The sequence below is a fragment of the Microbispora bryophytorum genome (assembly GCF_006874465.1).
GTDB lineage: Bacteria > Actinomycetota > Actinomycetes > Streptosporangiales > Streptosporangiaceae > Microbispora > Microbispora bryophytorum.
Window position 1 is genome coordinate 672,153 of the sequence record NZ_VIRL01000001.1, and the last position, 17,471, is coordinate 689,623.

Consider the following 17,471-nt stretch of genomic DNA (forward strand, 5'->3'; position numbering starts at 1 on the left):
TAACGGCTCTCCGACAGCCGACGCAGCCCCCCGTACCCGAGCCAATGGAGCATCCGTGCGTTTCCCCTCGCACGCACTCGCCGTCCTCGCCGCCGCGGCCCTCGCGGTTCCCGTCGCCGCTTCCACCTCCGCGTTCGCCGCGGCCGCGGCCTCACCGAGCCCGAACCCGAGCCCGAGCCCGACGCCCACTCAGACGCAGACGCAGACAGCCGCCGCGACGAGCCCGAGCCCCCAGCCGGTGGTCACCGTCACCAAGACGATCACCCCCAAGGCGACCCCCAAGACAACGAAAACCCCGACGACGAAGACGACCCGGCCGAAGTCCGTGCCGAAGGACACCGTCCAGGTCACCGTCAAGAAGGTCGTGGACGGCGACACCGCCGATGTCGTCACCGAAAGCGGCCGGACCGTACGGATCGGCCTGCTGGAGGCGGACGCCCCCGGCAAGGGCGCCTGCTGGTCCGAGGAGGCGTTCGCCCGGCTGATGACCCTGCTCCCGCCGGGCAAGCCCGCGTACGTCCGGGCCGCCGAGCAGGTGCCCGAGAAGGGACGCATCCTTATCTACCTGTGGTCGCCCACGGGCGTCTACGTCAACGGCGACATGGTCAGGATCGGCCTCGCCCAGGCCGTGAACTCCTTCCCGGAGCACAGCTACACCGAGTGGCAATACTGGGAGCAGGTCCGCGCGCAGACCGACAAGCTGGGACTGTGGTCGGGCTGCTGGGCGGCCGACACCTACGACAAGCGTTCGGGTGTCCAGGTCCCGTCGGGGACCGGCGGCGACGCCCTGACTCCGGCGCCGATCGAGCCGGCGGACGCGTCCCCGGCCCCGCCCGGTACGACGTACTCCCCCGAGCCCATCCCGCAGGGAAACACCACCGGATCGGTCGCGGTCAGCCCCTCTCCGACTCCCAGCCCCAGCCCGAGCACCAGCCCCGGCGGCTCGACCGACACCAGGTACGGCACCTGCGCGGAGGCGAACGCCGCGGGACACGGCCCGTACTACCGCGGGACCGACCCCGAGTACGACTGGTACATCGACGCCGACAGCGACGGCGAGGTCTGCGAATAAAGACGGTCAGTTGACCCTCTTGCAAGCGTCGGGTATGACCAGGTCGCCGCGCAGTTTGGCCATGCCGCGCGAGACCGAGCTCTTGACCGTGCCCACGCTGATCCCGAGGGTCCTGGCGATCTCGGGCTCGGTCATGTCCTCGTAGTAGCGCAGCACGATCGCCGTGCGCTGCCGGGCGGGGAGACGGTCGAGCGCCTGCTCCAGCTCGTCGTACCGGTGCCGCGCGTCCTGCTGCACCGGTACGTCGGGGAGCTCCTCGGAGGGGTATTCCTCCAGCTTGCGCCGCCGCCACCAGGAGATGTTGATGTTCACCATCGCCCGCCGCACGTAGCCGTCGAGCGACGACCGGTCGCGGATGCGGTCCCACGCGAGGTACGTACGCGCGAGGGCGGTCTGCAGGAGGTCCTCGGCATCGCTGGGGTTGCCGGTCAACTGGTTGGCCACGCGGAGCAGGGCCGCCCCGCGAGACTGAACGTACGTGCGGAACTCCTCATGGTTCACGATCAGGGATCACCAACCCGGCCAGAGAGGCATCTCGTGCCAGAATCGCAGCCGCGCTCCCGGATCCGGCTGAACCGAAATTCAGGTTTCGCACCTGCCTGGGCAAAGAGCGGGCAAGCCGGTGGCGTCCCCGTCACGCGTGCCGTACGTCCTGCCGGGCGGTGGTTTGCCCGCAACAGGTGGCAACGCCTTGCACCGAGAGGAGGAATATTGCTCCCGGACGCCACCATCGCCCGGAAAACCGCCTCTCCATCCCCGTCCGGCATGTGAGGCTGGAGAGCGTGGATGGGGCGATGCCATACCGGGCCGGAGAGCGCAGGCGGAAGCTGGCGGCGGCTGTTCTCGGCCGCGACCCCGGGCCCGCGCCGCGATCGCCGGAGGAGACGGAGCCGTTCGACGTGGTCAGCGGCGACATCCTCGACGTGAGCCCGCACCTGATCATCCTTGAGACCGCCGACGGCGAGCAGCGGCGCCTGGTGATCGCGCCGTGGGCGACCGCGTGGCGCGGGGGCGCGGTGGCGCCCGCCGATCTGCCGGCCGGCGCCCGGGTCGTCGTCCGGGCGCTGCGCGGCGGCACGGTCGCCGAGCGCATCTGGGCCGACATCACCCGGATCACCGGCGTCATCCGGGAGGTCGGCGGCCGGCGCGACCTCACCGTAGAGCTCGACTGCGGGCCCCATCGGCGGGAACGCTCCATCGTCGTGCCCTACCGCTCCTCCGGGCGGATCCGGGTGCGACATCCCAAGCTGGAGCCGGGCTACCTGTTCGACGCGATCGGGCTGCTCGACCAGGGCACGTCGTTCGCGCATCTCCCCGCGACCTCGCAGCCGCCCTATCGGGCCGCGGCCGTGCCCCCGCCCTCGGTCGCGTACGGAGGCGGCGACGCGGCGGGCGTCTCGGGCAGCGCCGTGTGGGCGGACCTCGCGGACCTCCCGGACCTCCCAGACCTCCCGGACCTCGCGGGCCTCGCCGAGGGGGGCATCACGGAGGGCGTCGCCTATCCCATGCTCGAACGCGAGGACACCGGCTGCGACGACGCCGGCGTCTCCTGCGCCGGCCTGCCCTACCTCGCGCTGGGCTCGCTGCTGCGCGTACGGAACGTGTGCGACGGCCGGGCGAACACGCTCCCGATCGTCGCGTGCGGGTGCCTCGCGGGCCGGTTCTGCGACCGATGCCTGGAATGCGGCACGTCCCCGCGCGGCAGGATCGTGGAACTCGCCGCGTGCTCGTACGTCGCGCTCGGTGGAGACTTGACCAAGGGCTGCTTCAATGCCCGCGTCGGATTGGGGTGACCGGTGCTTTCGACCATCGCGGCTGCCGCGCTGCCGATCCTCGTGGTGACGCTGGCGCTGGGCGGCGTCGCCAAGCTGGCCACGGTCGGGCGCGATACGTCGCCGGGCGCGCTGGCCCGGCTCGGCCCGGCGGTGCTCATGCCCGAGCGCTTCGCCAGGTCTGCCATGATCGCGTGCTCCCTGGTCGAGTTCGTGCTGGCGACCGGTCTGCTGGTCGTGGATCACCCGGTCGCCCGGTGGCTGCCGGGCGTGTTCTTCGCCCTGGCGACGTATGTCCTGTGGGATCTGCGCAGGCGGCGGCCGGACGCGGGGTGCGGCTGCTTCGGAGACGTGAGCGACGCCCCTGTCGGTCTGCGGTCGATCGGCCGGGCCGCGGCGCTGACCGTGATGGCGGCCCTCGTCGGGGCTGACGGCGTCACCGGACTACCTCGTGTCACGGTGGAGACGGCGCCCTGGATCGGCGGGGGCCTCGCCCTGCTGCTCGCCTGCTCACCCGAGATCGACGGGGTCGTCTCCCGCCTGCGTCGCCGGGTGCCGTGCGAGCAGCGGCCGATGCCGCCCGCGCGGGCGCTGTCGCGGCTGCGGGGCAGCGCGGAGTGGCGGGCGCACGCCGGGTCGCTGCTGGCGGACGAGCCGTCCGACATGTGGCGTGAACTGTGCTGGCGCTTCTTCGTCTTCCCCGCCCGGGGCGACGCGGAGGTCGTGTTCGCCGTGGATCTGGGCGGCCGGCGTCCCGCCGTACGCGCCGTCGTGGTCGGCGCCGACGGCCGGATCGCCGGGTCCGACGATCACGGCGATGCCTCTCTGCGGGAATCTACGCCTGTATCGGCCTGACGCTATACATGCGTAGATTCCCGCATCGAGGACTTTCACTTCAGCTCTCTACGGCTCTCTAGCTTCCCCTCTAGAAAGCCGTAGAGAGGTCGATGGGCGCGCCGCTCACAGCGGCTGCGCGCGGAGGAACCTCCCGAAATGCGGAACGGTGAACCCGATCACGCCGCGCTCGGCGCTGTAGATCAGGCCCTTCTTGATCAGGCTGTCACGGGCCGGGGACAGGCTCGACGGCTTGCGGCCCAGCGTCTCGGCCACCTCGGCGGTCGGCACGGGGTCGTCGCCGAGCTGGGCCATGGCGTGCATGTAGTCCCGCTCCGCGGGGGTGGCCCGCTCGTATCGGCTGCCGAAGAAGCCCACCGCGAGCTCCTCCTCGGCCTCCGGGGCGGACACCTTGATGTCCTCGGCCGTGATCGGGCTGCGCGGGGCGAGATCCCAGGCGACCTTGCCGTACGCCTGGACGAAGTAGGGGTAGCCGTCGGCCGCCTCGTACAACGCGTCGAGCGCGTCGGGGGTGAACTCGACGTCCTCGCGAGCGGCGGGGGCGATGAGCGCCAGGTCTGCGGCGTCCCGGTCGAGCCGGTCGATGCGCGCGTAGCGGAACAGCCGCTCGGAGTAGCTCTTGCTCGCCGACAGCACGCTCGGCAGGTGGGGCAGGCCGGCGCCGACGACGATCAGCGGGCCGCCGTTCTGCGACAGCTCGTGACAGGCCGCGCACAGGGCCGAGACGTCCGGCGCCTGCACGTCCTGCATCTCGTCGATGAACAGCGCGATGCCGACGCCGAGGTCCGTCGCCACGCCCGCGGCGTCGACGAACAGCTCGGTCAGGTCGATCTCCAGGTCGCCGGAGTCGGCCCGGCCGCGCGCGGCGGGCACGTCGATGCCCGGCGACCAGTGCGAGGTGCCCTTCGCCGCGGCGGGATCGCGCATCGCGAACGCCTTGAGCACGCCGAGGAACTCCTCGATGCGCTCGGGGGCGCGGTGCCGGGGGGCGAGCTCCCTGATGGCCATGTGCAGCGCGGCCGCCACCGGGCGGCGAATCGACTGGTCGGGCCTGGCCTCGATCTTGCCGGTGCCCCACAGCCGCTGCATGGCCATGGACTTGAACGTGTTGAGCAGGACGGTCTTGCCCACGCCGCGCAGGCCGGTGAGGACCATGCTCCGCTCAGGGCGGCCCCGGGCCACCCGCTCCAGCACGATCTCGAACTGCTGCAGCTCGCGGTCGCGGCCGGCGAGCTCCGGGGGGCGCTGGCCGGCGCCGGGGGCGTAGGGATTGCGCACGGGGTCCACGCTCTCGGACTTTATGACGGGATATAGCGGCCGTCGTAGATTTCCGTAGAGAGCGCTACGGCGTGTCGCCCGGCGCGGCCTCGGCACGCACCGCGCGGCGGCGGGCGAAGCCTGAACCGGGACGACCGGGACGACAGCGAGCGGAGCCGGGGAAGGCACGACCGGATCGAACGCCACGGGAACGGCGAGGGCCGGCACGGGGGCGGCGGACACCGTGGGCACAGCCATCACACACCCCTTACCTGGCAGGACTCGACCGAACCCGTGTTCGATCCGATGGCCATGACTGTAGCGCGTCATCGAACACCTGCGCGAGCTTTCCACGAAAGCGCCGTCAAACACCGTCGTTCACCGGCGGCCTCACCCCCGCTGCCGCCGACTCGGCAGCGGCTTGCGCACTCCCCCGAGCGGTCAGCTTCAGTAGTCGCGTTCCGGGAGCCGCACCCATATGTCGGGCTCCCCGGCGATCGCCGCGGCGTCGTCCAGCCGCAGGCCCGCTCCGGCACAGCAGTACGCCATGGCGTTGCCCTGATAGAGGTACTCGATGAGGATCTCCCCGGCCGGTTGCTCCGGATGGGGACTGCCACCGCCGGGGTGGGTGTCCCAGTCCACGATCTCGCCGTCCCGCGTGATGCTTCCCTGGTTGCCGCTCTTGGGGTTGACGAACATGGCGTAACAGACGGTGCCGGCCGACAGGAGCTTCGTGACGCCGGACATGTACGGCCCGTATCCCCACGGCTGGCTGACGACGCAGCCGCCCGGCACGTCCGTGACGCCGACGACGTCAAGGCTGTCGTCCATGCAGGACCAGGGGTCTTCCAGGATCTCTTCGACCTCGGCAGCGTCGGCCGGGACCGCCTCCAGGCGGCGCACCGCCTCCGCCGCGCTGATCCCGGCGACGCATGCCAGCCCCATCCCGTCTTCATAGGAGTCCCCCACAGCGGCGATCAGATGCCGGGCTTCGGCCACGGCAACGGCCTCGGCATCGGACAGACCGGGGCGACCGGCGGGATCGCCGAACAGGCCGGGGGTCGGTGTGGCCAGGCTGAGCCGCCCGGGCGACCACCCGTTCATCATCGGCCGCCACGGGTCGGCACCGGCCTGCGCCAGGACCCGGGCGTTGTCCGGGCGGTTGGCGAAGACGGCCGCCCACAACGCCGTACGGCCCTCGTGCTCGGCATCGACGTCGTCGACACGGGCGGCCAGCTCCGCCACCACGTCGGGAGAGCCGAGTTCGGCGGCCGCGTGCAACGGCCGTCTGTGGAAGAACACACCGATATTGGGATCGGCACCCGCGTCGAGCCGGGCACGGATCAGCCTCAGGCTCTTCCAGGAGTCCCAGCCGATGCCGGACCAGTCCGCTTCGTGGGCGACAGCCATGACGCTCCCTCGATGAGTAGGTATGCGGATCATGGCGTGGCCCACCGACAGTTTCGCCGGCTCTGCGCGCCGAGCCGTCGACGAGGCGGATGCGGGGGATCGAAGCTAGTCCTGTTCCAGGGCGGCGAGGTCCTCCGGCGTCAGCCGGATCCGTCCTGCCCCCATGTTCTCCTCCAGGTGGTCGAGGGACCCCGTACCGGGGATCGCGAGCGCCGCGGGCGAGGTCGCCAGCAGCCAGGCGAGCGCGATCTGTGCGGCGGTTGCCCCGTGGCGCCGCATCACCGCCGTCAGGCGTGTCTGGTCGATGGGCCGCAACCCGCCGCCGAGCGGGAAGAAGGGCACGAAGGCGATGCCGTCCTTCTCGCACCGGGCCAGGAGCTCGGTGTCGCCCCGGTCCTGCACGTGGAAGCTGTTCTGCACGGCGGCCACAGGGGCGATCGCCAGCGCCTCGTCCAGAAGGGCGATGTCGACGTTGCTGATGCCCAGATGCCGGATCAGCCCCTCCTCGCGCAGCTCGGCCAGGACCGCGAACCTGTCGGAGATCGATTCGCCGCCCGGGGGGTTCAGGCCGCCGACCCGCAGATACACGAGGTCGAGCCGCTCCACCCCGAGGGTGCGCAGGTTGTCCTCCACCAGCCCGCGCAGCTCATCCGGGCCGGCCTGGCTGCTCGGCACGCCGTCGTCGTCGAGCAGGGGACCGACCTTGGTCGCGATCACCAGATCGTCCGCGTACGGCGCGAGCGCCCGGCGGATCAGGTCGTTGGCCGCCACGCCCCCTCTCCGGTAGAACCAGGCCGTGTCGATGTGGTCCACGCCGAGCTCGACGGCGCGGCGCAGCACGGCGACGCCCGTCTCCGGGTCGCGGACAGCGCCCTGGAAGGTGCCGGTCGGCAGCCGCATGGCCCCGAAGCCCAGCCGGTGAACGGGGAGGTCACCGCCGAGAAGGAACGTGCCGCCGAGTGCGGCGTTCGTGTTCGTCGTCATACCCGTCAGCCTCGTGCGTCCGGAGACGACGGCCAACGTGATGGCAGCAAGCTGCCACGTGCGGCGGGGTCATAATGAATGGGTGGCAGCTGACAAGGTCATGACAGTCCGCGGCGACGCGGAGCTCGTGGCCCGTGCCGGCCATCTGTTCACCGGTGCCCGGCACGAGTTCGTGTGCGCCGCCCGCGACCTCGACACGTGGTCGCTGCCCGACGCGCGGCAGTCCGTGGCCCGGCGGCTGCCGAGGCACGGCGCCTCCGGCCTGGCCGTCAAAAAGCTGTTCACCCCCGTCGCCCTCGCCGACGAGGCCGCGCGGGCGCACCTGCGCGAGGTCGTGACCAACGGCGTCGAGGTGCGCATCAGCTCCACACCGCTGCCGCACGAGACGATCGTCATCGACCGGCGCGTGATGATCCTCGCCGAACGGGACGGGCCCGGCTCGCGCGAGTACACCGTGACCACCTCGCCCACGCTGGTGAACGGCGTGTACTCCCTCTTCGCGGCCGCCTGGGACGCCGCCACCGAGCTGACCGCCTACCTGCGCGGCGACGCGCCGCACCTCGACGACGACAGCCGGGCGGTCCTGCGCGCGCTCGGCGCGGGCTACACCGACGAGACCGCGGCGCGGCATCTCGGCCTGTCGTTGCGCACCTACCGCAGGCGAGTCGCGGAGCTCATGGACGCGCTGGAGGCCGATTCACGCTTCCAGGCCGGGCTGCGCGCGGGCGAACTCGGGCTCACGGGGTAGCGGCGCCCCTGACCCTCCGGGCGCCGACGGTGCGACGATCAGTGCCAGGGGGCCGATGGGGAAAGGGGCGGCACTGATGGCGTATCCGGAGCAGCGGCGCCTGGCGCGTGTCGCCGCCTACGCGAAGGTGTCCACCGCGTTCGCCCTGATGAGCGATCGCCGGCTTGCCACGCTCTTACGGGAGGCCACCCCGCTGGGCACCGGCACATCCCGCGCACCTTGGGCTCCTGGCTCGCCGGCAGGGAGGTCTCGGCGTTTCCTCGCGTGGAGAGCGAACCGGCCGAGGGTGTCGCCGCGCCCGCCGCCGAGATCCTTGACAGGCATGCGGGAACGGCAGCGGTGATGGACGATTTCCACCGGCGCCTCTGCGAGAGCAAGCAGGCGCGCTATCCGGCGGACGAGTTCGGCCACATACGGCGCGGGGCCGCTCCCGACGCCTGATGAGGCTCGTGCTCCACGTCCTGGTGTTACCGGCGCCCGTTGCCGGAACGCCTACCGCAGTGTGTGCGGGAGCACGAGGGCCGCCGCGGCGACCAGGGTGATCAGCCCCAGGTAGGCGAGGACGAGCCGGGTGTCCCTGAGATAGCACTTGCTCCTGGTGAGCCCCGCACGGCGGGCCCGCCAGTATCCGGCGAACCCGAGGGCCGCGAACCCGAGCACGGCCCACGCCCCGAACAGCCAGGCGAGCAGCGCCACCGTCGCGTAGACGCACAGCTTCAGCGGGTCGTACGGCTTGGCCTGCCCACCCTCGGACGCCCGGGCCGTCTCGGCGGCGCGCGCCTGCTCGTACGCGACGCCGGTCGGCCGGGTGGCGGGCGCCGGTCCCTCTCCGGTGGTCACCGCCGCCTCACGCCTGTCATGTGATCTCCAGCAGCGGGAGCCGTAGGCCGGCATCGGCCGCGGCGACGGCGGACAGGCGCTGACGCGCGAGCGCGGGCCAGGCCTGCACGGCGCAGAACGGCGCGCACTGGTCCTGGTCGGAGCGGGTGCCGACGTGGACGCAGCACTGCACCAGGCGCTCCTCCAGCATCGTGGACATGTCCATGAAGGGCTTGATCGTGATGCGTACGACCCTCTCGCCCAGCAGCCGCCTCAGCCGCCGCCTGCGCCCGGGCAGGGCCGAGGACGCGAGCGTCAGCAGGGTCGTCATCCCGAGGTCGCAGTTCTCGCAGATATCGCGCCAGACCTTGCCGATCTCGGGGTGCGACAGCGACGACTGCTCCGACAGCAGGCCCAGCAGCGACTCCTGCACGGCCGCGCGGAGCTGGCGGGGGATCTCCCCGTCGGCGATGCGGTTGGCGACGAGCCCCAGGTTCTCCTTGAGGCGGTCGTGCCCGATCAACGCGGTCAGCGAGCGCCACCGGTCGGCGTCGTCCTTGATCATGTAGCCGACCGAGCAGCAGTGCGGATGCGAGCACGGCAGGGCGGTCAGGTCGCGCCAGGTGACCAGGTCGTCGGTCTGGGGGCCGAGGCGCTTGAGCACACCGGTGTGGGTGAGCCGGTCCATCGGGTCGATCGCAAGGGACCGCCCCGAGCCGAACTGCGGCTGGATCGACACCCCGCCGACGTACGGCGTGTCGAGGGCCAGGCGCACCACGTCGCCGATCTCGCCGTCGTTCACTCCGAGGGCGGCCGTCATGACCAGCGTCGTGAAGATCTCCCGCTCCGACAGCCGCCGCAGCGCCTCCGCCTTGAGCCGCCGCAGGTCGCCGCCCCGGTGGTGCCGGGACGCCTCGGCCGACAGGCCGTCGTACTGCAGGTAGACCTCGACCCGCTCGCGGTGCTCGGTGAGCAGGTCGAGCAGGGCGTCGTCCCGGGCCACCAGGAGGCCGTTGGTGTTGATCAGGATGCGGGTGACGGGCCGTGCCGTCAGCTCGGCGAGCAACTCGGGCAGGTCGGGGTGGAGGGTCGGCTCGCCGCCGCTGAGCATGAGCACGTCGAGACGGCCGTTCTCACGGGCCAGGCGCTGGTCCACGTTGGCGAGCACCTCACGGACCGGCACGATCCCCCGCAGGTCGGGCGAGGAGTCGGTGAAGCAGGTCGGGCAGCGCAGGTTGCACGCCTCCGCCACGTCCTCAAGGAGGATGCACGTGTGCTGGGTCTGCATCTCCGGCAGCCCCCGCAGGTACGCCTCGGGGACCGGATCGAAGTTGCCCGCGACGTCGGGCAGATGCGCCTTGGTGGGGGCGGTCCACTCCTCCAGGTAGGCGAGGATCTCCGGGTCCTCGTCGTAGAGGGTCCTGACCATGCCGTGGGTGCGGCAGCCGCGCTCCAGGTAGACCCGGCCGTCGCGAGCCGCGAGCCAGCCGGACAGGCGCGGCACCTCGGCCAGCGGACGGTCCGGCCGCTCGTCGTGACAGCGGGGGCAGAACGCGTTGACGTAGCGGAGGATGCGATCTCCCCGCAGGGGCATTCCGGTGGTCACAGGAGTCCGTCCGTGTAGAACGAGGGGTTGACGCCGGTGCATAAGCCGGCGGTGAAAATCGTCAGGAGCGCCCAGCCGATCATCAGACCCAGCCCGAGCCCCCGCGACCAGGGCTTGCGGAGGAGAAGCAGCAGCGTTCCACCGCCGAACGCGATCACGGCCAGGAGCACGGATCCGCCGATGAGCGCGAGCCTCTTGTGATCGCTCGCGACTCCGTCCGCCGCCGCGAGGGTCGCGAGGAAGAGCACGAAGTTGACGACGACGTAGGCCACGATCCCCGCGATGGTCATCGCGATGACCACGCCGGTCGTGTTCGGGGCCGGGGGCGGGGGCGGCGGCCATGCGCGCGGCGGCCCGCCCGGTCCGTAGGGCCCACCCTGTCCGTAGGGACCACCGGCCCCGGGCCCGTACGGCCCACCAGGGCCAAAAGGCGGCGGGCCGCCCGGACCGTGAGGCGGCGGCCCGCCCGGACCTTGCGACGGCGGTGGGCCTGCCGGGCCGTACGGCGCGCCAGGAGGCGGCGGCACGGGAGGGTGCCCGGGAGCATCGCCCGGCTGCGGGTCGCCCGGGTGCCCGGGAGGAGTATCGCCCGGCTGCGAATCGTGCGGATGCCCGGGAGCATCGTCCGGCTGTGGGTCGTGCGGCCGCTCGGGCGGCTCGGGGGGTGTGCTCATCTTTCCTCCTCGCCCGCGGGTGACAGCCGGGCGGCCGGTAACAGCGGTCGCCGCTCGCCCCGCCGGGAGAGCAGCCGATCGTAGAACCCCTTGCGATATCCGAGCCCGAGGCGGACGGCGAGGAGCATGAGCCCCGGGACGAGGAACCACTGCGGGCGGGTCAGGTCGAGCCAGACCGTCTCGTTCGCCCTGGTGAACTCGACGAGGAACCGGAAGAGGGCGTACGCGCCCAGATACAGGGTGAACAGCTCGCCCGGTCGGTCGACCCGGCTCCGCGCCCACAGCAACGCGCCGAAGGCGGCGAGCTGGAAGACGGTCTCGTACAGGTAAGACGGGTGCATGGCCTGCCCGGACAGGCAGCCGGGGCATTCCGGCACGGTGGCGGGTGCGTGGACGCCCCAGGGAAGGCTCGTGGGACGGCCGGGGGCCTCGGTGAGGAAGCAGCCGATGCGGCCGACGGCCATGCCGAGCGCGACGGCGGGCGCGAACAGGTCACCGGTCCGCTCCCGGTAGCCGACCAGCCGTTTCGCCACCAGCACCCCGACGTACGCGCCGGTCAGGCCGCCGAGAATGCTCCGAGCGCCGAACATCCACGCCTCGACAAGGCCGGGGTTGAGCGCGGGGTCGAGATGCTCGGCCCAGCCGGACAGCCGCATGCCCATCGCCCCGCCGACCAACGCGCCGGTGACGGCGACGAGCGACTCCTCCCGTAAGGCCCCCCGGCGCCGCGCCTCCAGGACGAACACCACGCTCGCGAGGATCACGCCGAGACCCACGAAAAACGCGTGGGTCGGCACGGTCACCCCGCCGAAGCGTAGTTGCTCAAGCACGACGCCACCCTAGCGGCGGCCCACGACGATTCCGATCGTCAATTCATACGGCTCTCATCCCTTCACCACGCGATTCCCGCCAACCGTGCGGGTCTTTGTCCACAGGGATCCCGCTGTCCACAGGAGCGTGCGCGACCGCCCCCCGCACGCCTCGGCCAGGGGTAACCTGCGCCTATGACCTCCTTGTGGAACCGCAGGTCAGCGGTAGTGATGGCGGCCCTCGTCGGTGTGACCGGCTGCGCCGGGGTCGGCGACGCCGGCGCGTCCGCCACCGCCCGGACCCGGGTGTCCGTGCCCGCCCCGGCGTCAGCGGCACTGGGCTCGTCCACGCCTGCCGCCCCCTCCGCCGGACCGACCTCCTCGGTGTCCGCCACCCCGTCGTCCGCCATGCCCTCGCCCGCGCCGGGCTCGCCCGCGCCCGGGAACGGGCCCGCGCCGAGCCCGAGCGGGCCACCCCCCTTCTCCGCGAAGATCGAAAAGGTGTCCCGTGACGACGTCCGGCAGTCCTGGCGTCCGGGCTGCCCGGTTCCGCTGAGCGGGCTGCGTAAGATCACCATGACCTACTGGGGCTTCGACGACCAGGCGCACACCGGCGTACTCGTGATCAACAAAAAGGTCGCCGAGGACGTGGCCTCCGTCTTCGGGAAGCTCTACGAGATGCGCTACCCCATCCGCCGGATGGTGCCCGTCGACGTCTACAAGGGCAGCGACAACGACTCCATCGACGCCGACAACACCTCGGCCTTCAACTGCCGCAACGCCACCGGCTCGGGCAATTGGTCCAACCACGCGTACGGCCTGGCGGTGGACCTCAACCCGCGGGAGAACCCGTACGTGTACGCGAACGGCTCCAACGCCCACCGCAACGCGGACGCGTTCGTGGACCGGCCGCTCAAGAAGCCCGGCGTGATCAACAGTGGAGACCGTGTCGTTCGGGCCTTCGGGCAGATCGGCTGGGGCTGGGGCGGCTCGTGGTCCGGTGCCAAGGACTACCAGCACTTCTCGGAGAACGGCCGCTGAGATCCGTGCCGATGCCACGGGCGGGCCTCTGACCTGCGATTCGATCCCTCATCGTTTCTCGACGTTTTCGGGCATCTCGCACCTTGGTGTGCCCCCGTTGTGCCCGCGCTTGGGATCGCTTCGTCCCGAGCCCTTCGATGCGAACGTGGGCAGAGCATGGGACGCCGTCTCGTCGCGTCCCATCTGATCACGCTCGCCCACAGCCGGGACATCGTCGTCATCTCGCTCGCCAAGGGCGGGTACGGCGCCAGCCAGGCCGCTTCAACCTGTGGCGATCACCTACCCGCCATCGCGCAGGGAACGGATCATGCTCTGCAGGATCCGGAACGCGTCTGACTGCTCGGTCTCGGTCATGCCGGCCAGCATTCTGACCTCGACGGACCGGACCGCTACGGTCGCCTTCTCGAGGCTCCGTCGGCCGCGAGGCGTGAGCCGCGTGGGAAGAACCTTCCCGACGGGTGCCTCCGCAGGCCTGGTCACGTAGCCGTCTCGTTCCAGGGCCTGGAGCAGCACGTTCATCGTCTGCCGGGTCACGAACGCGCCCCGTGCGAGCTCGGAGTTCGACAAGCCCGGTCGTTGAGCCAGCAGCTCGAGGCAGGAGTAGTGCGTCACGCTCATCCCGAGCGGCCGCAGCACCTCCTCCATGGCTGCGCGAAGCGCGCTCGACGCCCGTTTCAGCAAGTAGCCCAGTGATTTGTCCAGGTCGATGCCGACACCGTTTTGACTCATGTCAGTATTCTGACATAGATTAGCCCGTGTCAGAAAACTGACATGAAGAGAAGGAGCTTCATCATGCCCGCCACCGGCCCCGACTTCATCTCGCTCCAAGCGCGCGACCTCGACGCATCGCAGGCGTTCTACGAGCAGTACCTCGGCCTCGTCCGCTCGCAGGCCGGACCTCCGCACGCCGTCGTCTTCGAGACGAAGCCGATCGCGTTCGCACTCCGCGACATCGTTCCCGGCACCGATCTCGCATCCGCTGCTCAGCCCGGCATCGGTGCCGCGATCTGGCTCCACGCCACAGACGTCCAGGCCATTCACGATGCTCTCGTCGCCGACGGTCACACCATCGTCTCCGCACCGATCGACGGCCCCTTCGGTCGGACATTCACCTTCGCCGACCCCGACGGCTACCAGATCACTCTCCACGACCGCGCCTGACAGGCCAAACGCCACCGGACGATCACCGGCCCCCAAAGACCGCGGTTGCGCCCGAGGCTCGATAATCCGGGCGACGTTTGTTTACCCCGTGCCCGACGCTACCGTCGGCGCGGGCTTCGCCTGCGCTGATCTGACCACCTTCTGCCGACTCGACGAACTCGGACTCGAGGTCACCGGCCAACGACTCGACCCCGACCGTGCCGTCCTCGCCTGCCATGTCGTTGAACCTGACCAGTGGTGCCGGCGCTGCGGGTCGGAGGGATCGCCGCGGGACACCGTGACCAGGCGCCTTGCTCACGAGCCGTTCGGGTGGCGTTCCACGACGCTGCTGGTCACGACCCGCCATTACCGGTGCGGCGACTGCGGGCACGTGTGGCGCTAGGACACCACCCGTGCCGCCGAGCCACGAGCGAAGCTCTCGCGCCGCGGGCTGCGGTGGGCACTGGAGGCGATCGTGGTCCAGCACCTGACCGTGGCCCGGATCGCCGAAGGCCTCGCGGTTCCATTGACGCCGGTGACCCTGGGAGGGGTACGGCCGGCAGGGCTGAGTCGTGGTCCGCCGCAGAGCGCATGCCACCGCCGGCGACGAACGGCTGCCGGCCGACCTGACCCGCCAGACCGCCGCGGCGGCCCGTGCAGTACCCCGCGTGCCGAGACGACCGGTTACGGCGTGGCCGTCCTACCGCCGAAGGTCACGACGAGGCGGCCGTCCGAGGCGTAGGACCACCCCAGGGCGCCGGTGTAGGAGGAGCACCGGGACCCGTTGGAGCCCGACCAGAACTGGTTGGAGCTGTCCGTGTTACCGACGATCTTGTCGTTGCTCCCGCTGCCACTGCGGCACGAGGTGTTGTTGCGGAACACCGAGGTGCCGGTGTCGAAGGAGAAGTTGCGCTCGGCGTTGTCGATGCCGACGTTGTTCGATATCGACATCGTGCCGGGGTTGCTGTTGTAGGTGAACCCGTGGTGGCCGTTGCGGTAGGCGATGCTGCGCCGGACGACGTGGTTGACGGAGATCTTGTCGCCGCCGAGCTTGTAGCCGTTGCGGTCGCCGTCGCCGGCCTGGCTGCCGTCGGTGAGGGTGCCGTTGTTGTACGACAGGGAGTCCTCGATGGTCACCGGCCCGATGGCTCCCGTGTCCGTCTTGGTGTAGAGGTCCCAGCCGTCGTCGATGTTGTTGTGGGACACGTCGTAGCGGAAGACGTTCCCCGTTCCGGTGGTGAGCTTGGCGGCGAAGCCGTCGGCGTCCTCGCCGTCGGCGTCGGCGTTGTCGTGCGACTCCGAGCTGAGGATGAGGTTGTTGGACGGCCACTGGTCGCGGGGAGTGCTGGAGGCGATCCGCCCGAGCTGCAGCCCGGTGTCGCGGTTGAACCGGGTTACCGTGCGCTCGATGATGTTGTTGCTGCCGCCGACGTAGATTCCGTTGTCACCGGCACGCTCGACGACGATGCCGTACACATGCCAGTACGAGCCGTTCACGGTGATCCCGCGGTTCGACGAGGACTCGCTCTGGGCCGAGAAGTTCAGCACCGGAGTCTCACCGGGGTAGGCGGACAGGGTCTTGCGGGCGTTCGAGCTGCCGTTGTTGCCCGCCGCGATGGTGACCGTCTGCACGAAGTCGTACCGCCCGCCGCGCAGGTAGATTGTCCCGCCGGGGGCGACGCGGCTGATCGCCGAAGTGAGGGTCGTCGGATCCGACTGTGTCCCCGCCGCGCCGTCTCTGCCGTTCGGCGACACGTACAACGAACCATTCGACGGTGTCGTCGAGGGCGAGGGCGAGGGCGAAGGTGAGGGAGAGCGAGTGGGGGAAGGCGACGGCGAGGGCGAGCGAGTGGGGGAAGGCGACGGCGAGGGTGAGGGGGTGGGTGATGGGTTGGTGGTGGTGCCGGTGCAGGTGACGCCGTTGAGGGTGAAGGCGGCGGGCTGGGGGTTGGATCCCGACCAGGTGCCGTTGAAGCCGATGGACACCGAGGTGCCGGTCGCGATGGCGGCGTTGTAGTCCACGTTCGTGGCGGTGACGTTCTGCCCGCTTTGGCTGAAGGTGGCCGACCATCCGGTGTCCACCTTCTGGCTGCTGTCGGGGAAGGTGAATCCGAGGGTCCAGCCGTTGATCGCGTTGCCCAAATTCTGGATCGTGACGGCGGCGGTGAAGCCACCCGGCCAGTCGTTGGTCGTGTAGGTCACGGCGCATCCGGTCGCGGCCTGTGCCGTTCCGGCGGTGGCCAGGCCGGTCAGGGCGACGACTCCGGCGAGCGCGCTGATCACCCCGGTGCCCGTTGTGGTTCTGCTTTTCACGCCCGAGCTCCTCGCAGGTCGTGCAGGGCCCCTGACCGAGGACTTGCTCCTGGCCCCACAAGGGTTTCATCCACCTGAACCACGTTCATCCACAGGAACGTCGTGGATCACGCTACGAGCACGCAGATCACCGGTCAACGACACGCCACAACGCCGCTACGCGTACGACCACTCCCACTTGCACAGGGACCGCGGGACCGACGGACGGGACTCCGGGATCGGCTGAAACGTTCAGGCGAGAACGCGGAAAACAGCGCGGCGGCGGCAGGCGGACCCGGCGTTGATCGGACCGCTGCCGCCCAAGACCTCGGGCTGCCGGCGCCACCCCTCGATACGCGTGACGGCGGCGACCCCTGCCGGCGCGGGATGCACCGGCAGGGGAGAGAGCCGAGCCGCGGGAGACGGCTATCGGGCAACAACCACCACCCGCACCGGCGACGGCGCGAAGAGGTGGAGAGAGAAATGGGAGGACAACGCCCGCTCCTCCGGCCGCAGGAAGCGGGCGTCTCTCCAGATATGACATCTCCTGATTCTCCAGACAAATGGGGAATCACGAGTGAGGGCTCAAACGCTAACGGGCTCCGGACTCCGGACCAGAAAGGATCGCTTACCGGTTAATAACGATCGGCCTACGACCCCGTCACGCCCTGGCGATCAACTGGACCTCACAGGTCCACTGCTGTGAAGACGGCACGACGGGAGAGACATGTCCGGTTGGCAGCACTTCGCTCCCCTTCCCCCCATATGGCCGCCGGACCGCTTCGAGGTCCGCTCGGCCCGGCCCATCCCGGACGGTGGCGCGGCCGACCGCTACCACTTTTCGCGAACCGCCCATGAAGCCGCCGCGCGCCTTCGGGACGTGGGCTTCGCGACACAGGTCCAGGTCGTCCGCATCGAGGACGGAACGGCCCTCTTCGACCTGGTCGCCGGGATGGAGGTCCCCCTCGAACACTGGTGACCCTCGGAGCGCG

The 17,471-nt window shown here is 70.5% G+C and carries 18 protein-coding genes and 1 pseudogene; 9 read left to right on the top strand and 10 right to left on the bottom strand.

Annotated features, from left to right (window positions below; translation table 11 throughout):
* The first annotated feature begins 55 nt into the window (after window positions 1-55).
* Window positions 56-1,072, top strand: a complete 1,017-nt coding sequence (locus tag FLX07_RS03220; protein WP_167748095.1) for a thermonuclease family protein — start codon at window positions 56-58, stop codon at window positions 1,070-1,072.
* Between the two features lie 6 nt (window positions 1,073-1,078).
* Here FLX07_RS03220 and FLX07_RS03225 read toward each other — a convergent pair whose 3' ends face one another.
* Window positions 1,079-1,579: a SigE family RNA polymerase sigma factor gene (locus tag FLX07_RS03225; protein WP_142567876.1), complete on the bottom strand. Its 501-nt coding sequence runs from the start codon at window positions 1,577-1,579 to the stop codon at window positions 1,079-1,081.
* A gap of 287 nt (window positions 1,580-1,866) precedes the next feature.
* Here FLX07_RS03225 and FLX07_RS03230 point away from each other — a divergent pair, with 287 nt between their 5' ends.
* Window positions 1,867-2,865, top strand: coding sequence for a hypothetical protein (locus tag FLX07_RS03230; RefSeq protein WP_142567877.1), 999 nt, complete (start codon window positions 1,867-1,869; stop codon window positions 2,863-2,865).
* Window positions 2,866-2,868: 3 nt separating this feature from the next.
* Entirely contained in the window at window positions 2,869-3,699 is an 831-nt protein-coding gene (locus FLX07_RS03235) for a MauE/DoxX family redox-associated membrane protein (protein ID WP_142567878.1), read from the top strand.
* A 105-nt stretch (window positions 3,700-3,804) separates the two neighbouring features.
* Here FLX07_RS03235 and FLX07_RS03240 read toward each other — a convergent pair whose 3' ends face one another.
* The 3 genes from FLX07_RS03240 to FLX07_RS03250 form a co-directional block, all read right to left on the bottom strand.
* Window positions 3,805-4,986: an ATP-binding protein gene (locus FLX07_RS03240; RefSeq protein WP_142567879.1), complete on the bottom strand. Its 1,182-nt coding sequence runs from the start codon at window positions 4,984-4,986 to the stop codon at window positions 3,805-3,807.
* A gap of 417 nt (window positions 4,987-5,403) precedes the next feature.
* Window positions 5,404-6,366 (bottom strand): ankyrin repeat domain-containing protein, encoded by a 963-nt coding sequence (locus FLX07_RS03245; RefSeq protein ID WP_142567880.1) that lies wholly within the window; start codon window positions 6,364-6,366, stop codon window positions 5,404-5,406.
* A gap of 105 nt (window positions 6,367-6,471) precedes the next feature.
* Entirely contained in the window at window positions 6,472-7,350 is an 879-nt protein-coding gene (locus tag FLX07_RS03250) for an oxidoreductase (protein ID WP_142567881.1), read from the bottom strand.
* Between the two features lie 82 nt (window positions 7,351-7,432).
* Here FLX07_RS03250 and FLX07_RS03255 point away from each other — a divergent pair, with 82 nt between their 5' ends.
* Together FLX07_RS03255 and FLX07_RS03260 are read left to right on the top strand one after the other, a co-directional pair.
* A complete protein-coding gene (locus tag FLX07_RS03255) occupies window positions 7,433-8,098 on the top strand; it encodes a helix-turn-helix domain-containing protein (protein WP_142567882.1) in 666 nt (221 codons plus the stop codon).
* Between the two features lie 219 nt (window positions 8,099-8,317).
* Window positions 8,318-8,539: a hypothetical protein gene (locus FLX07_RS03260; protein WP_142567883.1), complete on the top strand. Its 222-nt coding sequence runs from the start codon at window positions 8,318-8,320 to the stop codon at window positions 8,537-8,539.
* Between the two features lie 51 nt (window positions 8,540-8,590).
* On the opposite strand, the gene FLX07_RS03265 is transcribed toward FLX07_RS03260, so the two are convergent.
* The 4 genes from FLX07_RS03265 to FLX07_RS03280 form a co-directional block, all read right to left on the bottom strand.
* Window positions 8,591-8,938, bottom strand: coding sequence for a hypothetical protein (locus FLX07_RS03265; RefSeq protein WP_223853771.1), 348 nt, complete (start codon window positions 8,936-8,938; stop codon window positions 8,591-8,593).
* Window positions 8,939-8,954: 16 nt separating this feature from the next.
* Window positions 8,955-10,523 (bottom strand): radical SAM protein, encoded by a 1,569-nt coding sequence (locus FLX07_RS03270; protein WP_142567884.1) that lies wholly within the window; start codon window positions 10,521-10,523, stop codon window positions 8,955-8,957.
* On the bottom strand, window positions 10,520-10,825 hold the full coding sequence (locus FLX07_RS36265) for a hypothetical protein (protein WP_167748096.1): 306 nt from the start codon (window positions 10,823-10,825) through the stop codon (window positions 10,520-10,522). Before FLX07_RS36265 ends, FLX07_RS03270 begins: the two co-directional genes overlap by 4 nt.
* 368 nt (window positions 10,826-11,193) lie before the next feature.
* Window positions 11,194-12,027 carry a prolipoprotein diacylglyceryl transferase gene (locus FLX07_RS03280; protein ID WP_142567885.1) on the bottom strand — a complete coding sequence of 278 codons (834 nt, stop codon included), beginning with the start codon at window positions 12,025-12,027 and terminating at the stop codon, window positions 11,194-11,196.
* A gap of 174 nt (window positions 12,028-12,201) precedes the next feature.
* On the opposite strand from FLX07_RS03280, the gene FLX07_RS03285 reads away from it, so the two are divergent.
* The gene (locus tag FLX07_RS03285) at window positions 12,202-13,047 is read left to right on the top strand and encodes a M15 family metallopeptidase (RefSeq protein ID WP_223853772.1); all 846 of its coding nucleotides are present in this window, start codon (window positions 12,202-12,204) and stop codon (window positions 13,045-13,047) included.
* 279 nt (window positions 13,048-13,326) lie between these two features.
* Here FLX07_RS03285 and FLX07_RS03290 read toward each other — a convergent pair whose 3' ends face one another.
* Window positions 13,327-13,776, bottom strand: a complete 450-nt coding sequence (locus FLX07_RS03290; protein ID WP_142567886.1) for a MarR family winged helix-turn-helix transcriptional regulator — start codon at window positions 13,774-13,776, stop codon at window positions 13,327-13,329.
* A 63-nt stretch (window positions 13,777-13,839) separates the two neighbouring features.
* Here FLX07_RS03290 and FLX07_RS03295 point away from each other — a divergent pair, with 63 nt between their 5' ends.
* Both FLX07_RS03295 and FLX07_RS03300 read left to right on the top strand, forming a co-directional pair.
* Window positions 13,840-14,208, top strand: a complete 369-nt coding sequence (locus FLX07_RS03295) for a VOC family protein (RefSeq protein ID WP_030510433.1) — start codon at window positions 13,840-13,842, stop codon at window positions 14,206-14,208.
* An 88-nt stretch (window positions 14,209-14,296) separates the two neighbouring features.
* Window positions 14,297-14,710, top strand: a pseudogene (locus FLX07_RS03300) (ISL3 family transposase); the annotation flags it as partial.
* Between the two features lie 161 nt (window positions 14,711-14,871).
* On the opposite strand, the gene FLX07_RS03305 reads toward FLX07_RS03300, so the two are convergent.
* Window positions 14,872-16,500: a cellulose-binding domain-containing protein gene (locus tag FLX07_RS03305; protein WP_142567887.1), complete on the bottom strand. Its 1,629-nt coding sequence runs from the start codon at window positions 16,498-16,500 to the stop codon at window positions 14,872-14,874.
* A 706-nt stretch (window positions 16,501-17,206) separates the two neighbouring features.
* Between FLX07_RS03305 and FLX07_RS03310 the strand changes: the two genes are divergently transcribed.
* Window positions 17,207-17,458 (top strand): hypothetical protein, encoded by a 252-nt coding sequence (locus FLX07_RS03310; protein ID WP_142567888.1) that lies wholly within the window; start codon window positions 17,207-17,209, stop codon window positions 17,456-17,458.
* Window positions 17,459-17,471 lie beyond the last annotated feature (13 nt).

Excerpts from the sequence above, each read along its gene's own strand:
- FLX07_RS03295 (WP_030510433.1), top strand. The coding sequence starts at position 13,840 with ATGCCCGCCACCGGCCCCGACTTCATCTCGCTCCAAGCGCGCGACCTC.
- FLX07_RS03285 (WP_223853772.1), top strand. The coding sequence starts at position 12,202 with ATGACCTCCTTGTGGAACCGCAGGTCAGCGGTAGTGATGGCGGCCCTC.
- FLX07_RS03310 (WP_142567888.1), top strand. The coding sequence starts at position 17,207 with ATGTCCGGTTGGCAGCACTTCGCTCCCCTTCCCCCCATATGGCCGCCG.
- FLX07_RS03290 (WP_142567886.1), bottom strand. The coding sequence starts at position 13,776 with ATGAGTCAAAACGGTGTCGGCATCGACCTGGACAAATCACTGGGCTAC.
- FLX07_RS03230 (WP_142567877.1), top strand. The coding sequence starts at position 1,867 with ATGCCATACCGGGCCGGAGAGCGCAGGCGGAAGCTGGCGGCGGCTGTT.
- FLX07_RS03245 (WP_142567880.1), bottom strand. The coding sequence starts at position 6,366 with ATGGCTGTCGCCCACGAAGCGGACTGGTCCGGCATCGGCTGGGACTCC.
- FLX07_RS03250 (WP_142567881.1), bottom strand. The coding sequence starts at position 7,350 with ATGACGACGAACACGAACGCCGCACTCGGCGGCACGTTCCTTCTCGGC.